A 15,285-nucleotide genomic window follows, 5' to 3' on the forward strand; every position below is an offset into this window, starting at 1 on the left:
GCGGTACGGGCCGCCGCCGCCGGGCGCGCCCTGCTCCTGGAGAAGCCGCTCGGCGCGGACCTGGCCGCCGCGCGCGCGGTCGCCGACGCCGTCGCCGAGCACGGTGTCGTCTCCCAGCTCGTCCTGACCAAGCGCTACCACCCCGCGACCCAGGAGTTCCTGGCCCGGGCCGCGCGCCACGACACGAGCGGCGCGCGCTCCTGCTACCTGCACGGCGCCTTCCTGGCAGGCGACCAGGCCACCGCCTGGCGCCTGGAGCACGGCGCCCTCCTCGACCTCGGCCCGCACCTGCTCGACCTGCTCGACGCGGCCGTCTCCCCCATCGTCTCCGTACGCGCCACCGGCGACCCGCGCCGCTGGACGGAGCTGACCTGCGCGCACGAGAACGGCGCGACGAGCCAGGCCTCGCTCTCGGGCGCCGTACGCCTGCCCCGCACCCGCACGCGCATCGAACTCTTCGGCCCGAAGGAGGAGTTGGTCTACGACACGGCCGGTATCGACCACGAGGAGTGCTGGCCCGTCCTGCGCGGCGCCTTCGCCGCCGCCGTGCGCACCGGGGTCACCACCGCCCCGGACGCGGCGCGCGGGCTGCGCATCCAGGAACTGCTGGAGCAGGCGGCGCGCTCCCTCGCCGCCTGAGATCAGCGGGGCGGCTGGGCCGGTTCCGCGGTCGAGGCCCGCGCCGCGGTCCGGCCGGCCAGGACTGCGAGGCGGTCCGCCGAGGGGGTGCCCGGCTCGGCCGCGTAGATGATCAGGTCGTGGACGGCCCCTCGGGACAGGGGCAGGTCCAGGTGCCGGAAGGTCATCTCCAGGCGGCCGACGTCCGGGTGCTCCAGCCGCTTGGTGCCTTCGTGGCGGACGCGGACGTCGTGACGGGCCCACATGTCGCGGAAGTCGGGGCTGCGCGTGGACAGTTCGCCGATCAGCTCGCGCAGGGCCCGGTCCCCGGGTTCGCGTCCCGCTTCGGCGCGGAGCACGGCGACCGTGGCCCTCGCGCCCTCCGGCCAGTCGACGAAGAAGTCCCGGGAGCCGGGGTCGAGGAAGAAGTAGCGGGCGAAGTTGGCGCAGCCCCGCTCGCCGGTGGTGCCGCTCGCGAACATCGGCGCGTACAGAGCCCCGCACAGCGCGTTGCTCGCGACGATGTCGAGACGCCCGCTGCGGATGAAAGCGGGGGCCATGGTCATGGAGTCCACCATCCACTGCACGGAGGGCGGGAGCGCGGCGTCCTCGCGGCGGCGCGTGGCGCGGCGGGCCGGGCGGGCGGCTCTGGCCAGGTCGAGCAGGTACGTGCGCTCGTCCTCGTCGAGGAGCAATGCCCGTGCGACCGCCTCCAGGACGTCCTCGGAGACCCCGCCGACGTGGCCCTTCTCCAGCCGGGTGTACCACTCGGTGCTCACGCAGGCGAGGGCCGCTACCTCCTCGCGCCGCAGCCCGGGAACCCGTCGGCGCCGCCCGGCGGGCAGTCCGACCCGCTCGGGGGCGAGCTTGGCGCGCCGGCTGACGAGGAAGTCGCGGATGTCCGCGCGGTTGCCCGTGTGACTCCCGGCGCGGTTTCCGGACGAAGGTTCCATCCGGCCACCGTACCCATGGACCCGCGGCCGGAGGGGGGTCGGCTCTGTACCCCCCATGAGGACGACCTTGTCCGCCTCCGGGGGGACCGGTTTCGTGAGGTCGGCGGACGCGACGGGGCTCTCCCCCGTTGTCCGCCGCCCTCGGCCACCCAGCCCCACGGAGCACGTTCATGACCAGCAAGACCGTACTGATCACCGGCGCGACGAGCGGAATCGGCGCCCACACCGCCCGGCTGCTCCTCGACCACGGCCACCGCGTGGCCGTCACCGGCCGCGACGAGAGGAAGCTGAAGGCGTTCCTCGACGAGGCGGGCCACGCCGACCGGCTGCTGGGCCTGGTCGCGGACGCGGCGGACTGGCAGGCCACCGAGTCGGCCGTGCGCCGTACCGTGACGCACTTCGGCGCCCTCGACGCGGCGGTGGCCAACGCCGGCTTCATGTCCGGCGACTCCATCGGTTCCGGCGACCCGGCGCTGTGGGCGCCGATGGTCCTCACCAACGTCCTCGGCCCCGCCCTGCTGGCCCACGCCGCCCTGCCCCACCTCGAAGCCACCGGCGGACGGCTGGTGCTCGTCGGCAGCGTCGCCGGGCTGAAGAACTCCCCCGCCAACCTCTACTCGGCGACCAAGTGGGCGATCACCGGACTCGCCGAGAATTTGCGCCTGCACGCCACGACCCGCGGCATCGGCGTCACGCTGGTCAACCCCGGCATGATCGACACACCCTTCTGGCAAGGCGCCGCCGTTCCCCCCTTCGTCCTGCCGCCCCGGCCCGTCGCCGAGGCCATCCGCTTCGCCCTCGACCAACCGGCCGGCACCGACCTCAACACCCTCACCCTGCGCCCCCTGGGCCAGCCCGCCTGACCCCGGCCCCTCCCCCCGCGACCGTGTCCGCGCGGCCCTCTCCCTCGTACCGCGGCCCTCAGGTCACCAGGCCGTGGCGGTAGGCGTAGACGACGGCTTGGACGCGGTCGCGGAGCTGGAGCTTGGACAGGACGCGGGAGACGAACGTCTTGACCGTTTCCTGGCTGATGACGAGCGCCGCCGCGATCTCGCTGTTGGAGAGGCCGTCCGCGACGAGGCGGAGGACCTGGAGTTCGCGCGGCGTGAGGGGGGTGGGTCCCGGCGTCGGCGGGGAAGGGCGGATGCGGGCCGCGTAGTGGCCGACCAGCCGGCGTGTCACCTCGGGGTCCAGCAGGGCCGCGCCGGTGGCCACGGTGCGGATGCCGTTCAGCAGCCGGTCGGGCGGCGCGTCCTTGAGGAGGAAGCCGCTGGCACCGGCCCGCAGCGCCTCGTACACGTACTCGTCCAGGTTGAACGTGGTCACGACGAGGATCTTGACCGGGTCGCTCACCCCGGCACCGGCCAGGAGCCGGGTGGCTTCGAGGCCGTCGAGCAGCGGCATGCGGATATCCATCACGACGACATCGGGAGCCGTCTCGCGGACGAGCCGCACGCCTGAGCGCCCGTCACCGCACTCCCCCACGATCCGCATGTCGGGCTGGGCATCGATGATGGTGACCAGGCCGGTGCGCACCAGCATCTGGTCGTCGCACACCACCACACGGATCGGTGCGCTCACGAGATCCCGCCGACCGGTATCCGCGCCCGCACGGTGAAACCGCCGTCCGCCGCTTCACCGGCGCTGAACTCGCCGCCCAGGACGTCGACCCGCGCCCGCAGCCCTTCCAGGCCCCTTCCGCCGCCGACGGCCGCCGCGCTGCGCGCGCCCCCGGCGCCTGTGCCGACCTCCACGGTGATGTCCCCTTCGCCGTGCCGCACCTGTACCGAAGTCCGGCTCCCGTGAGCGTACTTCAGGGCGTTGGTCAGCGCTTCCCGCACCACCCGGCAGGCGACGAGGGCGGCGCTCCCCGCCGAGGCGCGCGGCACGCCCCGCTCGGTGAAGTCCACCGGCTGACCGGCCCGGCGGGCCTGCTCGACGAGAGTGAGCAGCTCGTCGGCCGCAGGCGTCCTCGGCTCCTCGTGCTCCTCACGCTCCATGGACCCGCGGGCTCCCCCCGGCCCCCGGGCCCCGGCATCGGGGTCCAGCAGACCGAGCAGGTGACGCAGGTCGGCGAGGGCCTCACGACCGGTCTCGCCGACGGCGGCCAGGGACTGCTCCAGCCGGCCGGGAGCGGCGGTCAGGTAGCGGGCGGCCTCGGCCTGGACGACCATGGCCGTCACGTGGTGGGTCACCACGTCGTGCAACTCCCGTGCGATGTGCGTCCGTTCGGCGGTACGGGTCTCGATGGCGACATGCCGGCGGCGCTCCGCCTCCGCGAGGCGCGTGGCGCGCAGCCAGGCTCCGGCCGCCCAGGCGGCGGCCAGCAGGAGGTAGAACGTGGCGAACTCCTCCGGCGCCTCCCCGTCACCGCCGCGCCACGCGAGCGCGACGGCGAGCACCACGTACGCGGCCGTCAGGAGCGCCACGGCCGCGCGGCGGCGGCTCTCCAGGTGGGAACCGGCGCTGATCAGCATGAAGAGCAGGGCGGTCCCGGCCGTCGTGTGGTAGCCGCACAACTGATCCACCGCGAAACCACCGGCCACCAGCGCCAGGCAGAGGCCCGGGCGGCGCCTGCGGAACGCGAAGGGGAGGCATTCGAGGACGAGCACGAGGGCGGCGAGCGCGTCGAGAGGCCGGTCCGGCAGGTCCCCGAGTTCGGTTCCGTGGCCGCGCAGGCCCGGCAGGAACGGTGAGATCAGGAGCAGGATTCCCAGGGGGAGGTCGCGGACCCTGACATCGAGCCGCCGCCAGGCCGGGCCCGGCCGCCACGTGTGCCTCACCGCGCGAGTGCGACGAGGGCGTCGGCACGGGCGGCGCGCTTCCTCGGCACGATGTGACCGCGCCGGTGCGCCAGCCACAGGAAGGCGAGCATCACCAGGGCGCCGATGACCACCGCGTACACACTCGCCTCCGGGCCGAACTCACCGCCGGTGATCAGTTCCGGGCCCGAGATCGACACGTCCAGCAGTCCGTGCGTGCCGCCGCTCCCCGACACCTCCGCGCCGAAAATACCCGCCTCCGCGAAGTTCCAGCCGAGGTGCACACCGATCGGCAGCCACAGCGAACGCGTGGCCGCGTACGCGGCGGCGAGCATACCCCCGGCCTCGATCGCGATGGCCACCGCGCCCAGCAGGGTGGCGTTCTCATTGAGCAGATGGGAGGCGCCGAACACCACACCGGAGACCACCAGCGCCAGGTAGGTGCCCGCGCCGCGTTCCACCAGGCGGAAGAGCAGGCCGCGGTACATCAGTTCCTCGGTGGCCGCCGCGCCCGCCATGAACCCGAGCAGTGCGAGAGCCCCGCTCAGCGACCCGTAGCCGTGCACCTCGTAGTCACCGAGGAAGAAGAGGTTCGCGATGACGCACGCGAACATGACGGTCCCGATCAGTGCCCCGCGCAGGAGAGCTCCCCGCGCCCCGTGCCGGGCCAGCTCCGTGACCGGACGGCGCTCCGTGCGTCCCACGACCCACCGGTAGACGAGGACCGCGAGGACGACCGCGAGGACGCCCAGCGGCAGCGCGAGCCACGGGTTCTCCTTCACCCCGGAGAGCGCCTGCCCCCCGGCCGCGCTGATCGCCACCACGGCCAGGATCTGCCACACCAGTTTCACGACGACTCCTCGTTCGGCTTCCGTCCACAGGCCGCGGGCGGGGCACCGCGACCGAAGAAAACGGTAGGAAAGCGCAGGCCACACGTCGTCACCCCGGAGTGGACACCCGGACGTAGCTCTCACGGGGGACGGCGGCCGTCCGCCTCCCGCGCGTGGGCCACCCCGCCGGGGGTACCGGGTGCCTGGGTGATCGTTCCCGGCCCGGGCGCGCGTGCGCGGTGACGCGGGCCGGCTCTCCTTCGTTCCGCTGTCGACCTCGGATGGGTACGCGCATGGATCTGTCGGGCACGGACCTGACCTACGGCCTGCTCGGTCTCGGCGCGCTCGCGGCGGCGATGCTGCCAACGCTGCTGAGCCGGTGGGCGCTCTCGATGCCCATGGTCTTCCTCGGCCTGGGCTTCGTCGTCTTCCTGCTGCCGCTCGATCCGCTGCCCGCGCTGGACCCCGTCACTTCCGGCCCGGTCGTCGAGCACTTCACGGAGGTGTGCGTCCTGGTGGCCCTCATGGGCGCGGGCCTGGCCATCAACCGTCCCTTCGGCAGACGCACCTGGGCCACCACGTGGCGGCTGCTGGGCGTGGCCATGCCCCTGACCGTCCTGGCCGCCGCCGTGGCCGGCTGGGGTCTGCTCGGCTGGGCGCCCGCGGTGGCCCTGCTGCTCGCGGGGGTCCTCGCGCCCACCGATCCCGTGCTCGCCGGGGAGGTGCGGGTGGGGGAGCCGACCGACGCCGAGTTCGACGAGGACGAGACCCGCTTCGCGCTCACCAGCGAGGCCGGGCTCAACGACGGGCTGGCCTTCCCCTTCGTGATGGCCGCCCTGGCCCTGTCCGGCGCCTCCGCCACCGGCTGGTCCGGGGCCTGGCTGGGGCACTGGCTCGGCTACGACGTGCTCCTGCGGATCGCCGTCGGCGTGCTCGCGGGGACGGGGATCGGCGCGCTCCTCGGCCGGCTCGTCTTCCGGGCCCGCCCGGCCTCCCTGCGCTTCTCCGAGCGCAGCGAGGGCTTCGTCGCGCTCGCCGTGGCCTTCGTGTCCTACGGACTGACCGAGGTGCTGCACGGCTACGGCTTCCTCGCCGTCTTCGCCACCGCCCTGAGCCTGCGGGCCGCGGAACGCGCGCACGGCTACCACCGGGTCATGCACTCGTTCATGGACCAGATCGAGCGGCTGCTGACCGCTGTCGTCCTCTTCCTCGTCGGCGGATTCCTCGCCCAGGGCGGCCTCGCGCCGCTCACCTGGCGCGGCGCGGTGTTCGGCCTGCTCCTGCTTCTGGTCGTCCGCCCCGTCACCGGGTACTTCTCGCTGCGCTCCACCGCCGCCTCGCGGCGCGAACGGGCCGTCACCGCCTTCTTCGGGATACGCGGCATCGGCTCGTTCTTCTACCTCTCCTACGCCCTCGGCCACGCCCACGTGGCCGCCCCCGGCGCGGAACTGTGGGCGACGGTGACCTTCACGGTCGTGGTCTCGGTACTGCTCCACGGCGTCCTCGCGACGCCGGTGGTGCGTTACCTCGACCGCCGCGAGGCGCGCGTCCCCGGCGACAGGGCCGAGGCCGCACGGCAGGGATGACGGGGCGGATACGGCCGACGGACGGCGGCGGGCCTCTTTCAGGAGGCGGCGGCCTGCGTGTCGCGGCCAAGGCGGACGAGGGCGCGGTCGTGGACGCGGCTCAGGAGCAGCAGGGCGCAGGCAGCCCCGAGCAGGGCGCAGAACATGTCCCACTGGGTGTCCCAGACGTCCCCCTGGGTCCCCAGGAACGCGTCCGCGGCATCGCCTCCGGTGACCGCCGCGAGCCATTCCAGCATCTCGAAGACAGCGCTGAAGGCCAGGCAGGCGCAGACGGTGAGCGGCGGCAGCCAGCGGCTCCCGCGCAACGGGGAGGTGCGGGCGAGGAGTTCGCGTACCAGGACGGCCGGGACGAAGCCCTGCGCGAAGTGGCCGAGACGGTCGTACGGGTTGCGGTCCCAGCCGAGCCGGTCACGCACCCAGTCCCCCACCGGCACCTCCGCGTAGGTGTAGTGACCGCCGACGACGAGGATCAGCGCGTGCGCCGCCAGCAGCCCGCACAGCAGGTCGCTCAGCGGGAAGCGACGGCGCGTCAGGATCGCGAGCGGCAGGCCGACCATCACCCACACCGTCTCCAGAAGCCAGGTCGTCGGATCGTCCGCGCCGTACCGCGACACGACGAGTGCCGCGCCCACCGCGACGGCGAGGGCGGCCGGCAGACGGCGCCGAGGCGACGGGCCCGCCTTCGGGGACGGGACGGGGGCGGGGTGGGTGGCGGTCATCGCCGGCTCCTCGTGTTCGGAACGAACCCCCACTCTCGGCCCGGACGGCAACCGCCCTCATGAGTACGCGCACTCAAGCCACGGCGTGCGTCGCCCGGTTGGGCTGAGTAAGGGCGGAAGCGGCGTGCGATCTTGCGCGTAGAGGGCGTGGGAGGGGGAGCCGGGTGCGGCCGTATCGGCGCCGCGTCGCTCAACTCGCGTGCGCACTACGGCAGTAGCCGCGCTCTCTTCGCCGGACGGTCATGTCGTGTCCACGCGCGGAAGAGGCGGGCGGCACACGATGGGCGGGCTCCACGTGCCAGCCGTTTCCCCCACTGAGGAGTCTCCCGTGCGCCTGCCCGGAATCGCCGTGACCGCGATGACCGCCGCCCTGCTCTCCGCCGGCCCCGCCCTCGCCCTGGCCCCCGCCGCCCACGCGGCCACCCCCACCGCGACGGTCTCCACCGCCGCGGTCTCGCTCCCGCACGCCAAGAACTTCCGCGACATCGGCGGCTACGAGACGGCCGACGGCCACCACGTCCGTACGGGCCTGGTCTACCGTTCCGGCAAGCTCAGCGATCTCGACGCCGCCGAGCAGAGCACCCTCACGTCCCTCGGCATCACCCGTGACGTCGACCTGCGCAACGCCGTGGAGCGCTCCGACGATCCCGACGCGCTGCCCGCCGGCATCACGTACCAGGTCGCCGACGTCCTCTCGCTCGCGTACGGCGTGAAGTTCCACGAGAACGCCGCCGCCACCCTCGCCCAGGCGCTCGCCGCCGGGCTCTTCAACGGCTCCGGGGACCTCGGGCAGTCGATCGGCTACCCCTTCATGGTCAACTTCGTCGGCGCCGACCACGCCTTCCGCGACACGCTGCTCGCCGTCGCCCACGAGCCCGGCGCCCTCGTCTACCACTGCACGGCGGGCAAGGACCGCACCGGCTGGACGACCGCCGTCCTCCTGACGATCCTCGGTGTCCCGCGCGCCACCGTCGAGGCCGACTTCCTCGCGAGCAACACGTACACCGGGAACCCGGAGGCGGTGCAACTCTCCTGGCTGAACGCCGCGTTCACCGAGGCGAACAAGATCTACGGCTCTTTCGACGCCTACGTGCACCACGGCCTCGGCCTCACGGACGCGGACATCGCGACCCTGAAGGCGAAGCTGCTGGTCTGACACCGGCACCGCGGCACGCGCTCCGCTCCGAGCGTCACCGGCCCCCGGACGCCACGAGCGTCATCCCCGTATCGGAACCGTCCGCCCACGAGAACCGCCCGGCTCCACAGCTCGTGGAGTCGGGCGGCGGGCCGCTCGGTCTGCGTCAACCCCGCGCACGCACACCGCGCTCGCCCCGGTCCCCCTCCACCTGGAGCTGACCGGCGACGAGGTCACCGAGTGCCTGGGCGGTCTCCAGCAGATCGACGACCTCGCCCTCGCGGGCCGCTACGAGACGGCCTGCGACCCGCGCCTCAACGCGGGTCAGTCCCTCGAACTCGCCTACCTCATCGCGGGAACGCTCGAACGGGAGGCGCGCTCGGGGGATTCCGCCGGGGCGGCGTGCTCGGTGTCGTAGACGAGGTGCGCGTGCGCGATGTCCACGGCGTGCCGTTCGGCCCAGCTCACCAGGGAGAGCAGCGTCTCGTACAGTTCCAGCGCCATCGGCGTGCACGCGTACTCGACGCGGGGCGGCACGGTCGGGTAGACGGTGCGCACGAGCAGGCCCTCGCGCTCCAGCTTGCGCAGGTTGAGGGTGAGCATGCGGCGGCTGATGCCGTCGATGTCGCGCTCCAGCGCGGTGAAGCGGACGGGGCCCTTGGCGGCGGCGACGAGGATGCCGATGGCCCACTTCCCCGCGACGCGGTCGAGTACCTCGCTCACCGGGCAGGCCGGGTTCGTCGTCGTGGCCGGGTCCGTCACATCGATGTGTCCCTGGGACATAAAAGTGCCTCCTTACGCCGAACGCCATGGTTACACATGATGGTTCCGGTAACAAACACGCACCCGTGAAAGGGAGTTCTGTGTCTTCTCCAGCCGCGTCCCCGGGGGCGGGCGGCATGTCGCGCCGACTGGTGCTGGCCGTGCTGTGCGCCGGTCAGCTGATGGTGATCCTCGACGGCACCATCGTGAACGTGGCCCTGCCCGCGATCCAGGCGGACCTGGGCATGTCGGCCCCGGCCCTGGCCTGGGTCGTCAACGCCTACCTCATCCCCTTCGCGGGGCTGCTGCTCCTCTCGGGGCGCCTCGGCGACCTCTTCGGCCGTCAAGGCGTGTTCCTCGCCGGACTCGCCCTGTTCACCCTCGCCTCCCTGCTCTGCGGCCTGGCGCCGAACACGGGCACGCTCCTCGCATTCCGTTTCCTCCAGGGAGTGGGCGGCGCGGTGGCCTCCTCCGTGACCCTCGCGATGGTCATCACCCTCTTCCCGGGGCCGCGGGAGCGGGCCAAGGCGCTCGGCGTCTACAGCTTCGTCCAGTCGGCGGGCGGCACGCTGGGGCTGCTCCTCGGCGGAGCCCTCACCCAACTCGTGGGCTGGCACTGGATCTTCGTCGTCAACGTGCCGATCGGCCTCGCGGTCCTCCTGCTGGCCAGGCGCGACCTCGGCATCGAGGAGGCGCCCCGCACGCGGCGCCGCCTGGACGCGCCCGGCGCGGTCCTCGTGACGGCCGCGCTGATGACGGCGGTCTACGCCATCGTGGAGAGCGGCGACCACGGCTTCTGCTCGGCCCGGACCCTCGGCTGCGGGCTCGCCGCCCTCGTCCTGCTCGCCGCGTTCCTCGTCCGGCAGGCCCGGGGTACCGATCCGCTCCTGCCGCCCCGCATGTTCCGCTTCCGCAACGTGTCGGGGGCGCTCGGCACGCATCTCCTCCTGATCTCGGGGATGTTCAGCTTCCAGTTCCTCGCCGTGCTGTACATGCAGCGCGTCCTCGGCTTCGACGAGATCCGCACCGGGCTCGGCGTCACGCCCGTCTCCCTGCTCGTCGGGGCGATGTCGCTCTTCGTCGCACCCCGCCTCATCGCCCGGATCGGCGCCCGCCGGCTGCTCGCCGTGGCGCTCGTCCTCATCGCCGCCGGCCTCGCGCTGCTCGGCCAGGTCGGCGCGGACGGCAGCTACGTGACCGACGTCTTCCCCGCCACCATCCCGCTCGGCGCGGGCTTCGGGCTCGCGATGCCCTCGCTCGCCGGGCTCGCGATGTCGGGGGCGACACCGAGCGATTCGGGGCTCGCCTCCGGGATGTTCAACTCGGTCCAGCAGATCGGCTCCGCGCTCGGCCTCGCCGTCCTGTCCACGCTCGCCGCCTCGCACACGCGCACCCTGCGCGCCGGCGGCACCGCCGAACCGGCCGCGCTCACCGAGGGCTACCAGCTCTCCTTCCGGGTCGGTGCGGTCCTGGTCCTCGCGGCCCTCGTGGTGGCGACGGCCGTGCTGCGCGACCGCCCCGCACCGGTGGCCGCCCCGTCCCCCGCCGACGCGCCGACGCCGACGGGTACGGCCCGGGGCTGACGTCTCGACGGACCCGGTGGGCCCGTCCCTCACGCCGCGCGGCGATCGCGGCGGCGAGGGACGGGCCTTTTTGTCGCCCGGCCCCCGCGGAGAGAACTGCTGGAGCGGTCTGCCACGCGGCGGCGGGGCGCGCTCGCCCTGCTTGCCGAGCCGGTGGCCTGCGGCAACACGAGTCCGCTCGCCGCCGTCGGCGAGGCCGCCGCGGCACGGGGGACGCTCGTGCGGCGGCCCGTGGCCTCGGACAGCGGGCGGGGCTGCTCGCCGTGCTCGGCCAGTTGTCGCAAGGCGTGGTGCTGCCCGACGAGGTACGGGACCGGCTCTGCCGGCTCGGTGACGAGGACCCGGGCGCCGCTGTCGTCGAGGAGGTGGGCTGTCTCGTCCTCGGTGAGGCGGGGGGCGGTACCCCGACGGCGGAGGCCCGGGTGATGGCGAGGTAGCTCTCGACGTAGTCGACGCTGTTGCCGTGCGGGATCGCGGCGCGGTCGCCGGGCTGGAGCCGTAGTCCGGCCAGGTGCCCCGCGAGCCTCCCGGTGCGCTCCTCCAGCTCCGCGTGCGTCACCGAGCGGACCGCGTCGCGGTACGCGGTCTTAGCCCAGAACCGGGCGGCGTGCGCCTTCAGCAGCTGGGGCACCGGCCGGATCAATTCGGTTCGGAGCATGGCGGATTCCCCGGACGTGCAAGCGGAAGGCCGCCACCTCCGCGCGGAAAGTGCGGAGTGAGGAACAAAGCCGTGACGACCGTCGACGCCGCACGGGAAAAGGCATCCGCAGCCGGGCCTTCGACACCGGCCAGCGCATCCTGGTCGGCCGCCGCTATCTCACGGCGGACGGTGGGGACGACACCGTCCGTGTCCTGGTACGCCCCGCCGACCTGGAGGCCGCGGTCCGCGAGGTGCTCGGCGCCCCCGCGCACGCCACCCCCCTCCCGAAAAGCTCTCGGCAGCCGCGGGCTCGTGACCTGCTGAGTCACACCGATGTTCCTCTGGGACAGGAAACTTCCTTCTTTCGGAAGCCCCCGCGATTGCCGAAGATTTCCCCAGCCGCAGAACCAACTGAGAGGTAACCCGCTCGTGAGCACCCAGACCACTTCGCCGCCGAGGTCCCCCTGGGCGGCCATCTTCCTTCTCTGCCTCGGTCAGCTCATGATCATTCTGGACGGGTCGATCGTGAACGTCGCGCTGCCGAGCATCGGCAGCAGCCTCGACTTCTCAGCGGCCGGTCTCGCCTGGGTCATCAACGCGTACATGATTCCCTTCGGCGGGCTCCTCCTGCTGACCGGCCGTCTCGGTGACCTCTTCGGCCGCCGGCGGCTCTTCCTCATCGGCCAGGTCGTGTTCACCGTGGCCTCCGTCCTCTGCGGCGCCTCCGGCAACTCGGCGATGCTGCTCGTCTCGCGCTTCGTCCAGGGCGTCGGCGGCGCGGCGGCTTCGGCGGTCGCCCTCGGCATGGTCGTCACGCTGGCCCGCGACGGCGCCGAGCGCACCAAGGCGATCGGCGTGTACAGCTTCGCCTCCGCCGTCGGCGGCTCCCTCGGCGTCGTTCTCGGCGGGGTGCTCACCCAGGCACTCAGCTGGCACTGGATCTTCTTCGTCAACGTGCCGATCGGCGCCCTCGTCATCGGCGCCGTGTGGCGGCTGGTGCCCCGCGACGCGCGGGTGGAGCAGCGTGGCTCCAGCGACGCCCTGGGCGGTCTCCTCGTGACCGCGGCGCTCATGCTCGGCGTCTACACCATCGTCAAGGCGTCGGACTACGGCTGGGCCTCGGGCCGCACCCTGGGCCTCGGCGCGCTCGTCCTCGTCCTGCTCGCCGCGTTCCTCGTCCGCGAGGCGAAGGCCGCGAGCCCGCTGCTGCCGCTGCGCATCCTGCGCTCCCGCAACGTCGCGGGCGCCAACCTCGTGCAGATCCTCATGCTCACCGGCATGTACGGCTTCCAGTTCCTGTGCGCCCTGTACCTCCAGCGCGTGCTCGGCTTCGACGCCCTCGTCACCGGGCTCGGCATCTGGCCCGTCTCGCTCGCCATCGGCGTCTTCTCGCTCTTCGTCTCCGCGCGGCTCATCAGCCGCTTCGGCCCGAAGCCGGTCCTGCTCACGGGCCTCGTCCTCATCACGGTCGCTCTCGTGCTGCTCTCCCGCCTGCCCGCCGACGGCGGCTACGCCGCCGACGTCCTGCCCGCGCTGCCCCTCATCGGCATGGGCTTCGGTCTCGGGATGCCGGCTCTCATGACGCTCGCCATGTCGAGCGCCACGCCCGAGGACTCGGGCGTCACCTCCGGCCTCGTCAACACCATGCAGCAGCTGGGCGGTTCGCTCGGTCTCGCGGTCCTCGCCTCCCTCGCCGCCTCGCGCACCGCCTCGGTTCTCGGCGACGGCAAGAGCGAGGTGGCCGCCCTCTCGGACGGCTACGCGCACGCCTTCGGCATCGCGGCGGCGATCGTCGCGGCCGGACTGGTCCTCGCCGCGGTCGTCCTGCGTTCCCGCAAGCCGGCCCCCGCGCCCGAGCCCGCCCGCGAGGAGGCGGCGTCACGCGACGCGGAGACGGTGTGACGCCACCTCCGTGACCCGTCCGCCACCGATCCCCGGTCCGGACCGCCGAAGCGGCCCGGACCGGCCCCCCGGCACCTCGGCCCCCGGCGCTCCCCGCGCTCCGGGGGCCGAGGTGTTTTCCCACCCGGCCGCCCCTCGCCCGGAATTCCCCCGTCCGCATTCCCGGCTTCCCTTTCCCTCGCCGCCTTCGACAAGGGACGTATAGGGGATCTTTAGGGGGATGCCTTACGTCTTTGCACGGCCCTAGATTTGCGGCACGCATTCGATTCCTCATGGGGAGTGAAATGAATTCCGCACAGGATTCCCGCAAGCCCGAATTCCCGGCGTGGCCGCAGTTCGGCGAAGAGGAGCGCGCGGGTCTCGTACGGGCGCTGGAGCAGGGCCAGTGGTGGCGCATGGGCGGCGGCGAGGTGAACGCGTTCGAGGCCGAGTTCGGCGCGTACCACGGCGCCGCGCACGCCCTCGCCGTGACCAACGGGACCCACGCCCTCGAACTCGCCCTCCAGGTCCTCGGCGTCGGCCCCGGCACCGAGGTCGTCGTGCCGGCCTTCACCTTCATCTCCTCCTCGCAGGCGGCGCAGCGCCTCGGGGCCGTGGCCGTCCCCGTCGACATCGACCCGGACACGTACAACATCGACCCGGCCGCCGCCGCCGCGGCGATCACCCCGCGCACCGCCGCGATCATGCCCGTCCACATGGCGGGCCAGATGTGCGACATGGACGCGCTCGCGAAGCTCTCGGCGGACAGCGGAGTCCCGCTCATCCAGGACGCCGCGCACGCGCACGGCGCGGAGTGGGCGGGCAAGAAGGTCGGGGAGCTGGGCACGGTCGCCGCGTTCAGCTTCCAGAACGGCAAGCTCATGACGGCGGGCGAGAGCGGGCTCGTCACGCTCGGCACGGCCGAGCAGTACGAGCAGGCGTTCCTGCGCCACAGCTGCGGACGCCCGAGCACGGGCCGCTACTACCACCACAAGACCTCCGGTTCGAACTTCCGGATGAACGAGTTCTCCGCGAGCGTCCTGCGCGCGCAACTCGCCCGGCTGGGCGGGCAGATCGACACCCGCGAGGCGAACTGGCAGACCCTCGGGGAGCTGCTGGGCGCGATCGACGGCGTCCAGCCGCAGCGCATCGACGCCCGCGTCACCCGCAACCCGCACTACATGGCGATGTTCCGCGTCCCGGGGCTCGGCGCCGAGCGCCGCAACGTCCTGGTGGACGCGCTCATCGAGCGCGGTCTTCCCGCCTTCGCCGCCTTCCGCGCCATCTACCGCTCGGAGGGCTTCTGGGAGACCGGCGCCCCCGAGGAGACGGTCGAGTCGATCGCCGCCCGCTGCCCGAACACCGAGGCGGTGTACGCGGACGCCGTGTGGCTGCACCACCGCACCCTGCTCGGTACGACGGAGCAGATGCGCCGGATCGCGGACATCCTCGCCCAGACGCTGGCCACGCTGTGCACGCCCCGGTCCGGGTCGCCGTCGCGGGGCTCGGCTGGGCGGGCCGCGAGATCTGGCTCTCCCGCCTCGTCGCGCACCCCGCCTACGAGGTCGTCGCCGCCGTGGACACCTCCCGCACCGCCCGCGAGTCCGTCTCGGCCCGCTGGCCCGGGGTTCCCGTCCTGGACGACCTCGCCGACCTCACGCCCGAGCTGGTCGACCTCGTCGTCGTCGCCGTCCCCAACCACCTGCACGCGTCGATCGCCTGCGGGCTGCTGGAGCGCGGCATCCCGGTCTTCCTGGAGAAGCCGGTGTGCCTCACCGCCGCCGAGGCCGACCGCCTCGCGGCCGCCGAGCGCGCG

Annotated in this window: 14 protein-coding genes and 2 pseudogenes; 10 read left to right on the forward strand and 6 right to left on the reverse strand. The window is 73.1% G+C overall.

Features of this window, described 5'->3' with window-relative positions; all coding sequences use genetic code 11:
* Positions 1-639, forward strand: a 639-nt coding sequence (locus tag G3I42_RS15865) for a gfo/Idh/MocA family oxidoreductase (RefSeq protein ID WP_164286499.1), incomplete at its 5' end; no start/stop codon positions are given.
* 2 nt (positions 640-641) lie between these two features.
* On the opposite strand, the gene G3I42_RS15870 is transcribed toward G3I42_RS15865, so the two are convergent.
* Positions 642-1,571: a helix-turn-helix transcriptional regulator gene (locus G3I42_RS15870; RefSeq protein ID WP_164286501.1), complete on the reverse strand. Its 930-nt coding sequence runs from the start codon at positions 1,569-1,571 to the stop codon at positions 642-644.
* A gap of 170 nt (positions 1,572-1,741) precedes the next feature.
* On the opposite strand from G3I42_RS15870, the gene G3I42_RS15875 reads away from it, so the two are divergent.
* Positions 1,742-2,434, forward strand: coding sequence for an SDR family NAD(P)-dependent oxidoreductase (locus G3I42_RS15875; protein ID WP_164286503.1), 693 nt, complete (start codon positions 1,742-1,744; stop codon positions 2,432-2,434).
* A gap of 58 nt (positions 2,435-2,492) precedes the next feature.
* On the opposite strand, the gene G3I42_RS15880 is transcribed toward G3I42_RS15875, so the two are convergent.
* Genes G3I42_RS15880 through G3I42_RS15890 form a run of 3 tightly spaced genes read right to left on the reverse strand, consistent with a single transcriptional unit; the run spans position 2,493 to position 5,184 of the window.
* Entirely contained in the window at positions 2,493-3,152 is a 660-nt protein-coding gene (locus G3I42_RS15880) for a response regulator transcription factor (RefSeq protein ID WP_164286505.1), read from the reverse strand.
* Positions 3,149-4,354, reverse strand: a complete 1,206-nt coding sequence (locus G3I42_RS15885; RefSeq protein ID WP_164286507.1) for a histidine kinase — start codon at positions 4,352-4,354, stop codon at positions 3,149-3,151. Before G3I42_RS15885 ends, G3I42_RS15880 begins: the two co-directional genes overlap by 4 nt.
* Positions 4,351-5,184: a CPBP family intramembrane glutamic endopeptidase gene (locus tag G3I42_RS15890; protein ID WP_343244556.1), complete on the reverse strand. Its 834-nt coding sequence runs from the start codon at positions 5,182-5,184 to the stop codon at positions 4,351-4,353. Before G3I42_RS15890 ends, G3I42_RS15885 begins: the two co-directional genes overlap by 4 nt.
* Before the next feature lie 260 nt (positions 5,185-5,444).
* Between G3I42_RS15890 and G3I42_RS15895 the strand changes: the two genes are divergently transcribed.
* The gene (locus G3I42_RS15895; RefSeq protein WP_164286509.1) at positions 5,445-6,749 is read left to right on the forward strand and encodes a cation:proton antiporter; all 1,305 of its coding nucleotides are present in this window, start codon (positions 5,445-5,447) and stop codon (positions 6,747-6,749) included.
* A gap of 38 nt (positions 6,750-6,787) precedes the next feature.
* On the opposite strand, the gene G3I42_RS15900 is transcribed toward G3I42_RS15895, so the two are convergent.
* A complete protein-coding gene (locus G3I42_RS15900) occupies positions 6,788-7,468 on the reverse strand; it encodes a DUF2238 domain-containing protein (RefSeq protein WP_164286511.1) in 681 nt (226 codons plus the stop codon).
* Positions 7,469-7,796: 328 nt separating this feature from the next.
* Between G3I42_RS15900 and G3I42_RS15905 the strand changes: the two genes are divergently transcribed.
* Both G3I42_RS15905 and G3I42_RS15910 read left to right on the forward strand, forming a co-directional pair.
* Entirely contained in the window at positions 7,797-8,624 is an 828-nt protein-coding gene (locus G3I42_RS15905) for a tyrosine-protein phosphatase (protein WP_343244557.1), read from the forward strand.
* 184 nt (positions 8,625-8,808) lie between these two features.
* Positions 8,809-9,021 (forward strand): annotated as a pseudogene (locus G3I42_RS15910) (3-deoxy-7-phosphoheptulonate synthase); the annotation flags it as partial.
* On the opposite strand, the gene G3I42_RS15915 reads toward G3I42_RS15910, so the two are convergent.
* A complete protein-coding gene (locus G3I42_RS15915) occupies positions 8,946-9,386 on the reverse strand; it encodes a helix-turn-helix domain-containing protein (protein WP_164286512.1) in 441 nt (146 codons plus the stop codon). The pseudogene G3I42_RS15910 and the gene G3I42_RS15915 sit on opposite strands and share 76 nt — an antisense overlap.
* A gap of 116 nt (positions 9,387-9,502) precedes the next feature.
* On the opposite strand from G3I42_RS15915, the gene G3I42_RS15920 reads away from it, so the two are divergent.
* The 5 genes and pseudogenes from G3I42_RS15920 to G3I42_RS37615 form a co-directional block, all read left to right on the forward strand.
* Positions 9,503-10,948: an MFS transporter gene (locus G3I42_RS15920; RefSeq protein ID WP_164286514.1), complete on the forward strand. Its 1,446-nt coding sequence runs from the start codon at positions 9,503-9,505 to the stop codon at positions 10,946-10,948.
* A gap of 263 nt (positions 10,949-11,211) precedes the next feature.
* Positions 11,212-11,385: a hypothetical protein gene (locus tag G3I42_RS36985; RefSeq protein ID WP_203606880.1), complete on the forward strand. Its 174-nt coding sequence runs from the start codon at positions 11,212-11,214 to the stop codon at positions 11,383-11,385.
* A 632-nt stretch (positions 11,386-12,017) separates the two neighbouring features.
* The gene (locus G3I42_RS15930) at positions 12,018-13,490 is read left to right on the forward strand and encodes an MFS transporter (protein WP_343244558.1); all 1,473 of its coding nucleotides are present in this window, start codon (positions 12,018-12,020) and stop codon (positions 13,488-13,490) included.
* Positions 13,491-13,885: 395 nt separating this feature from the next.
* Positions 13,886-14,857 (forward strand): annotated as a pseudogene (locus G3I42_RS15935) (aminotransferase class I/II-fold pyridoxal phosphate-dependent enzyme); the annotation flags it as partial.
* Between the two features lie 83 nt (positions 14,858-14,940).
* Positions 14,941-15,285, forward strand: a 345-nt coding sequence (locus tag G3I42_RS37615) for a Gfo/Idh/MocA family oxidoreductase (RefSeq protein WP_343244559.1), incomplete at its 3' end; no start/stop codon positions are given.

Source organism: Streptomyces sp. SID11385 (assembly GCF_010548245.1).
Lineage (GTDB): Bacteria > Actinomycetota > Actinomycetes > Streptomycetales > Streptomycetaceae > Streptomyces.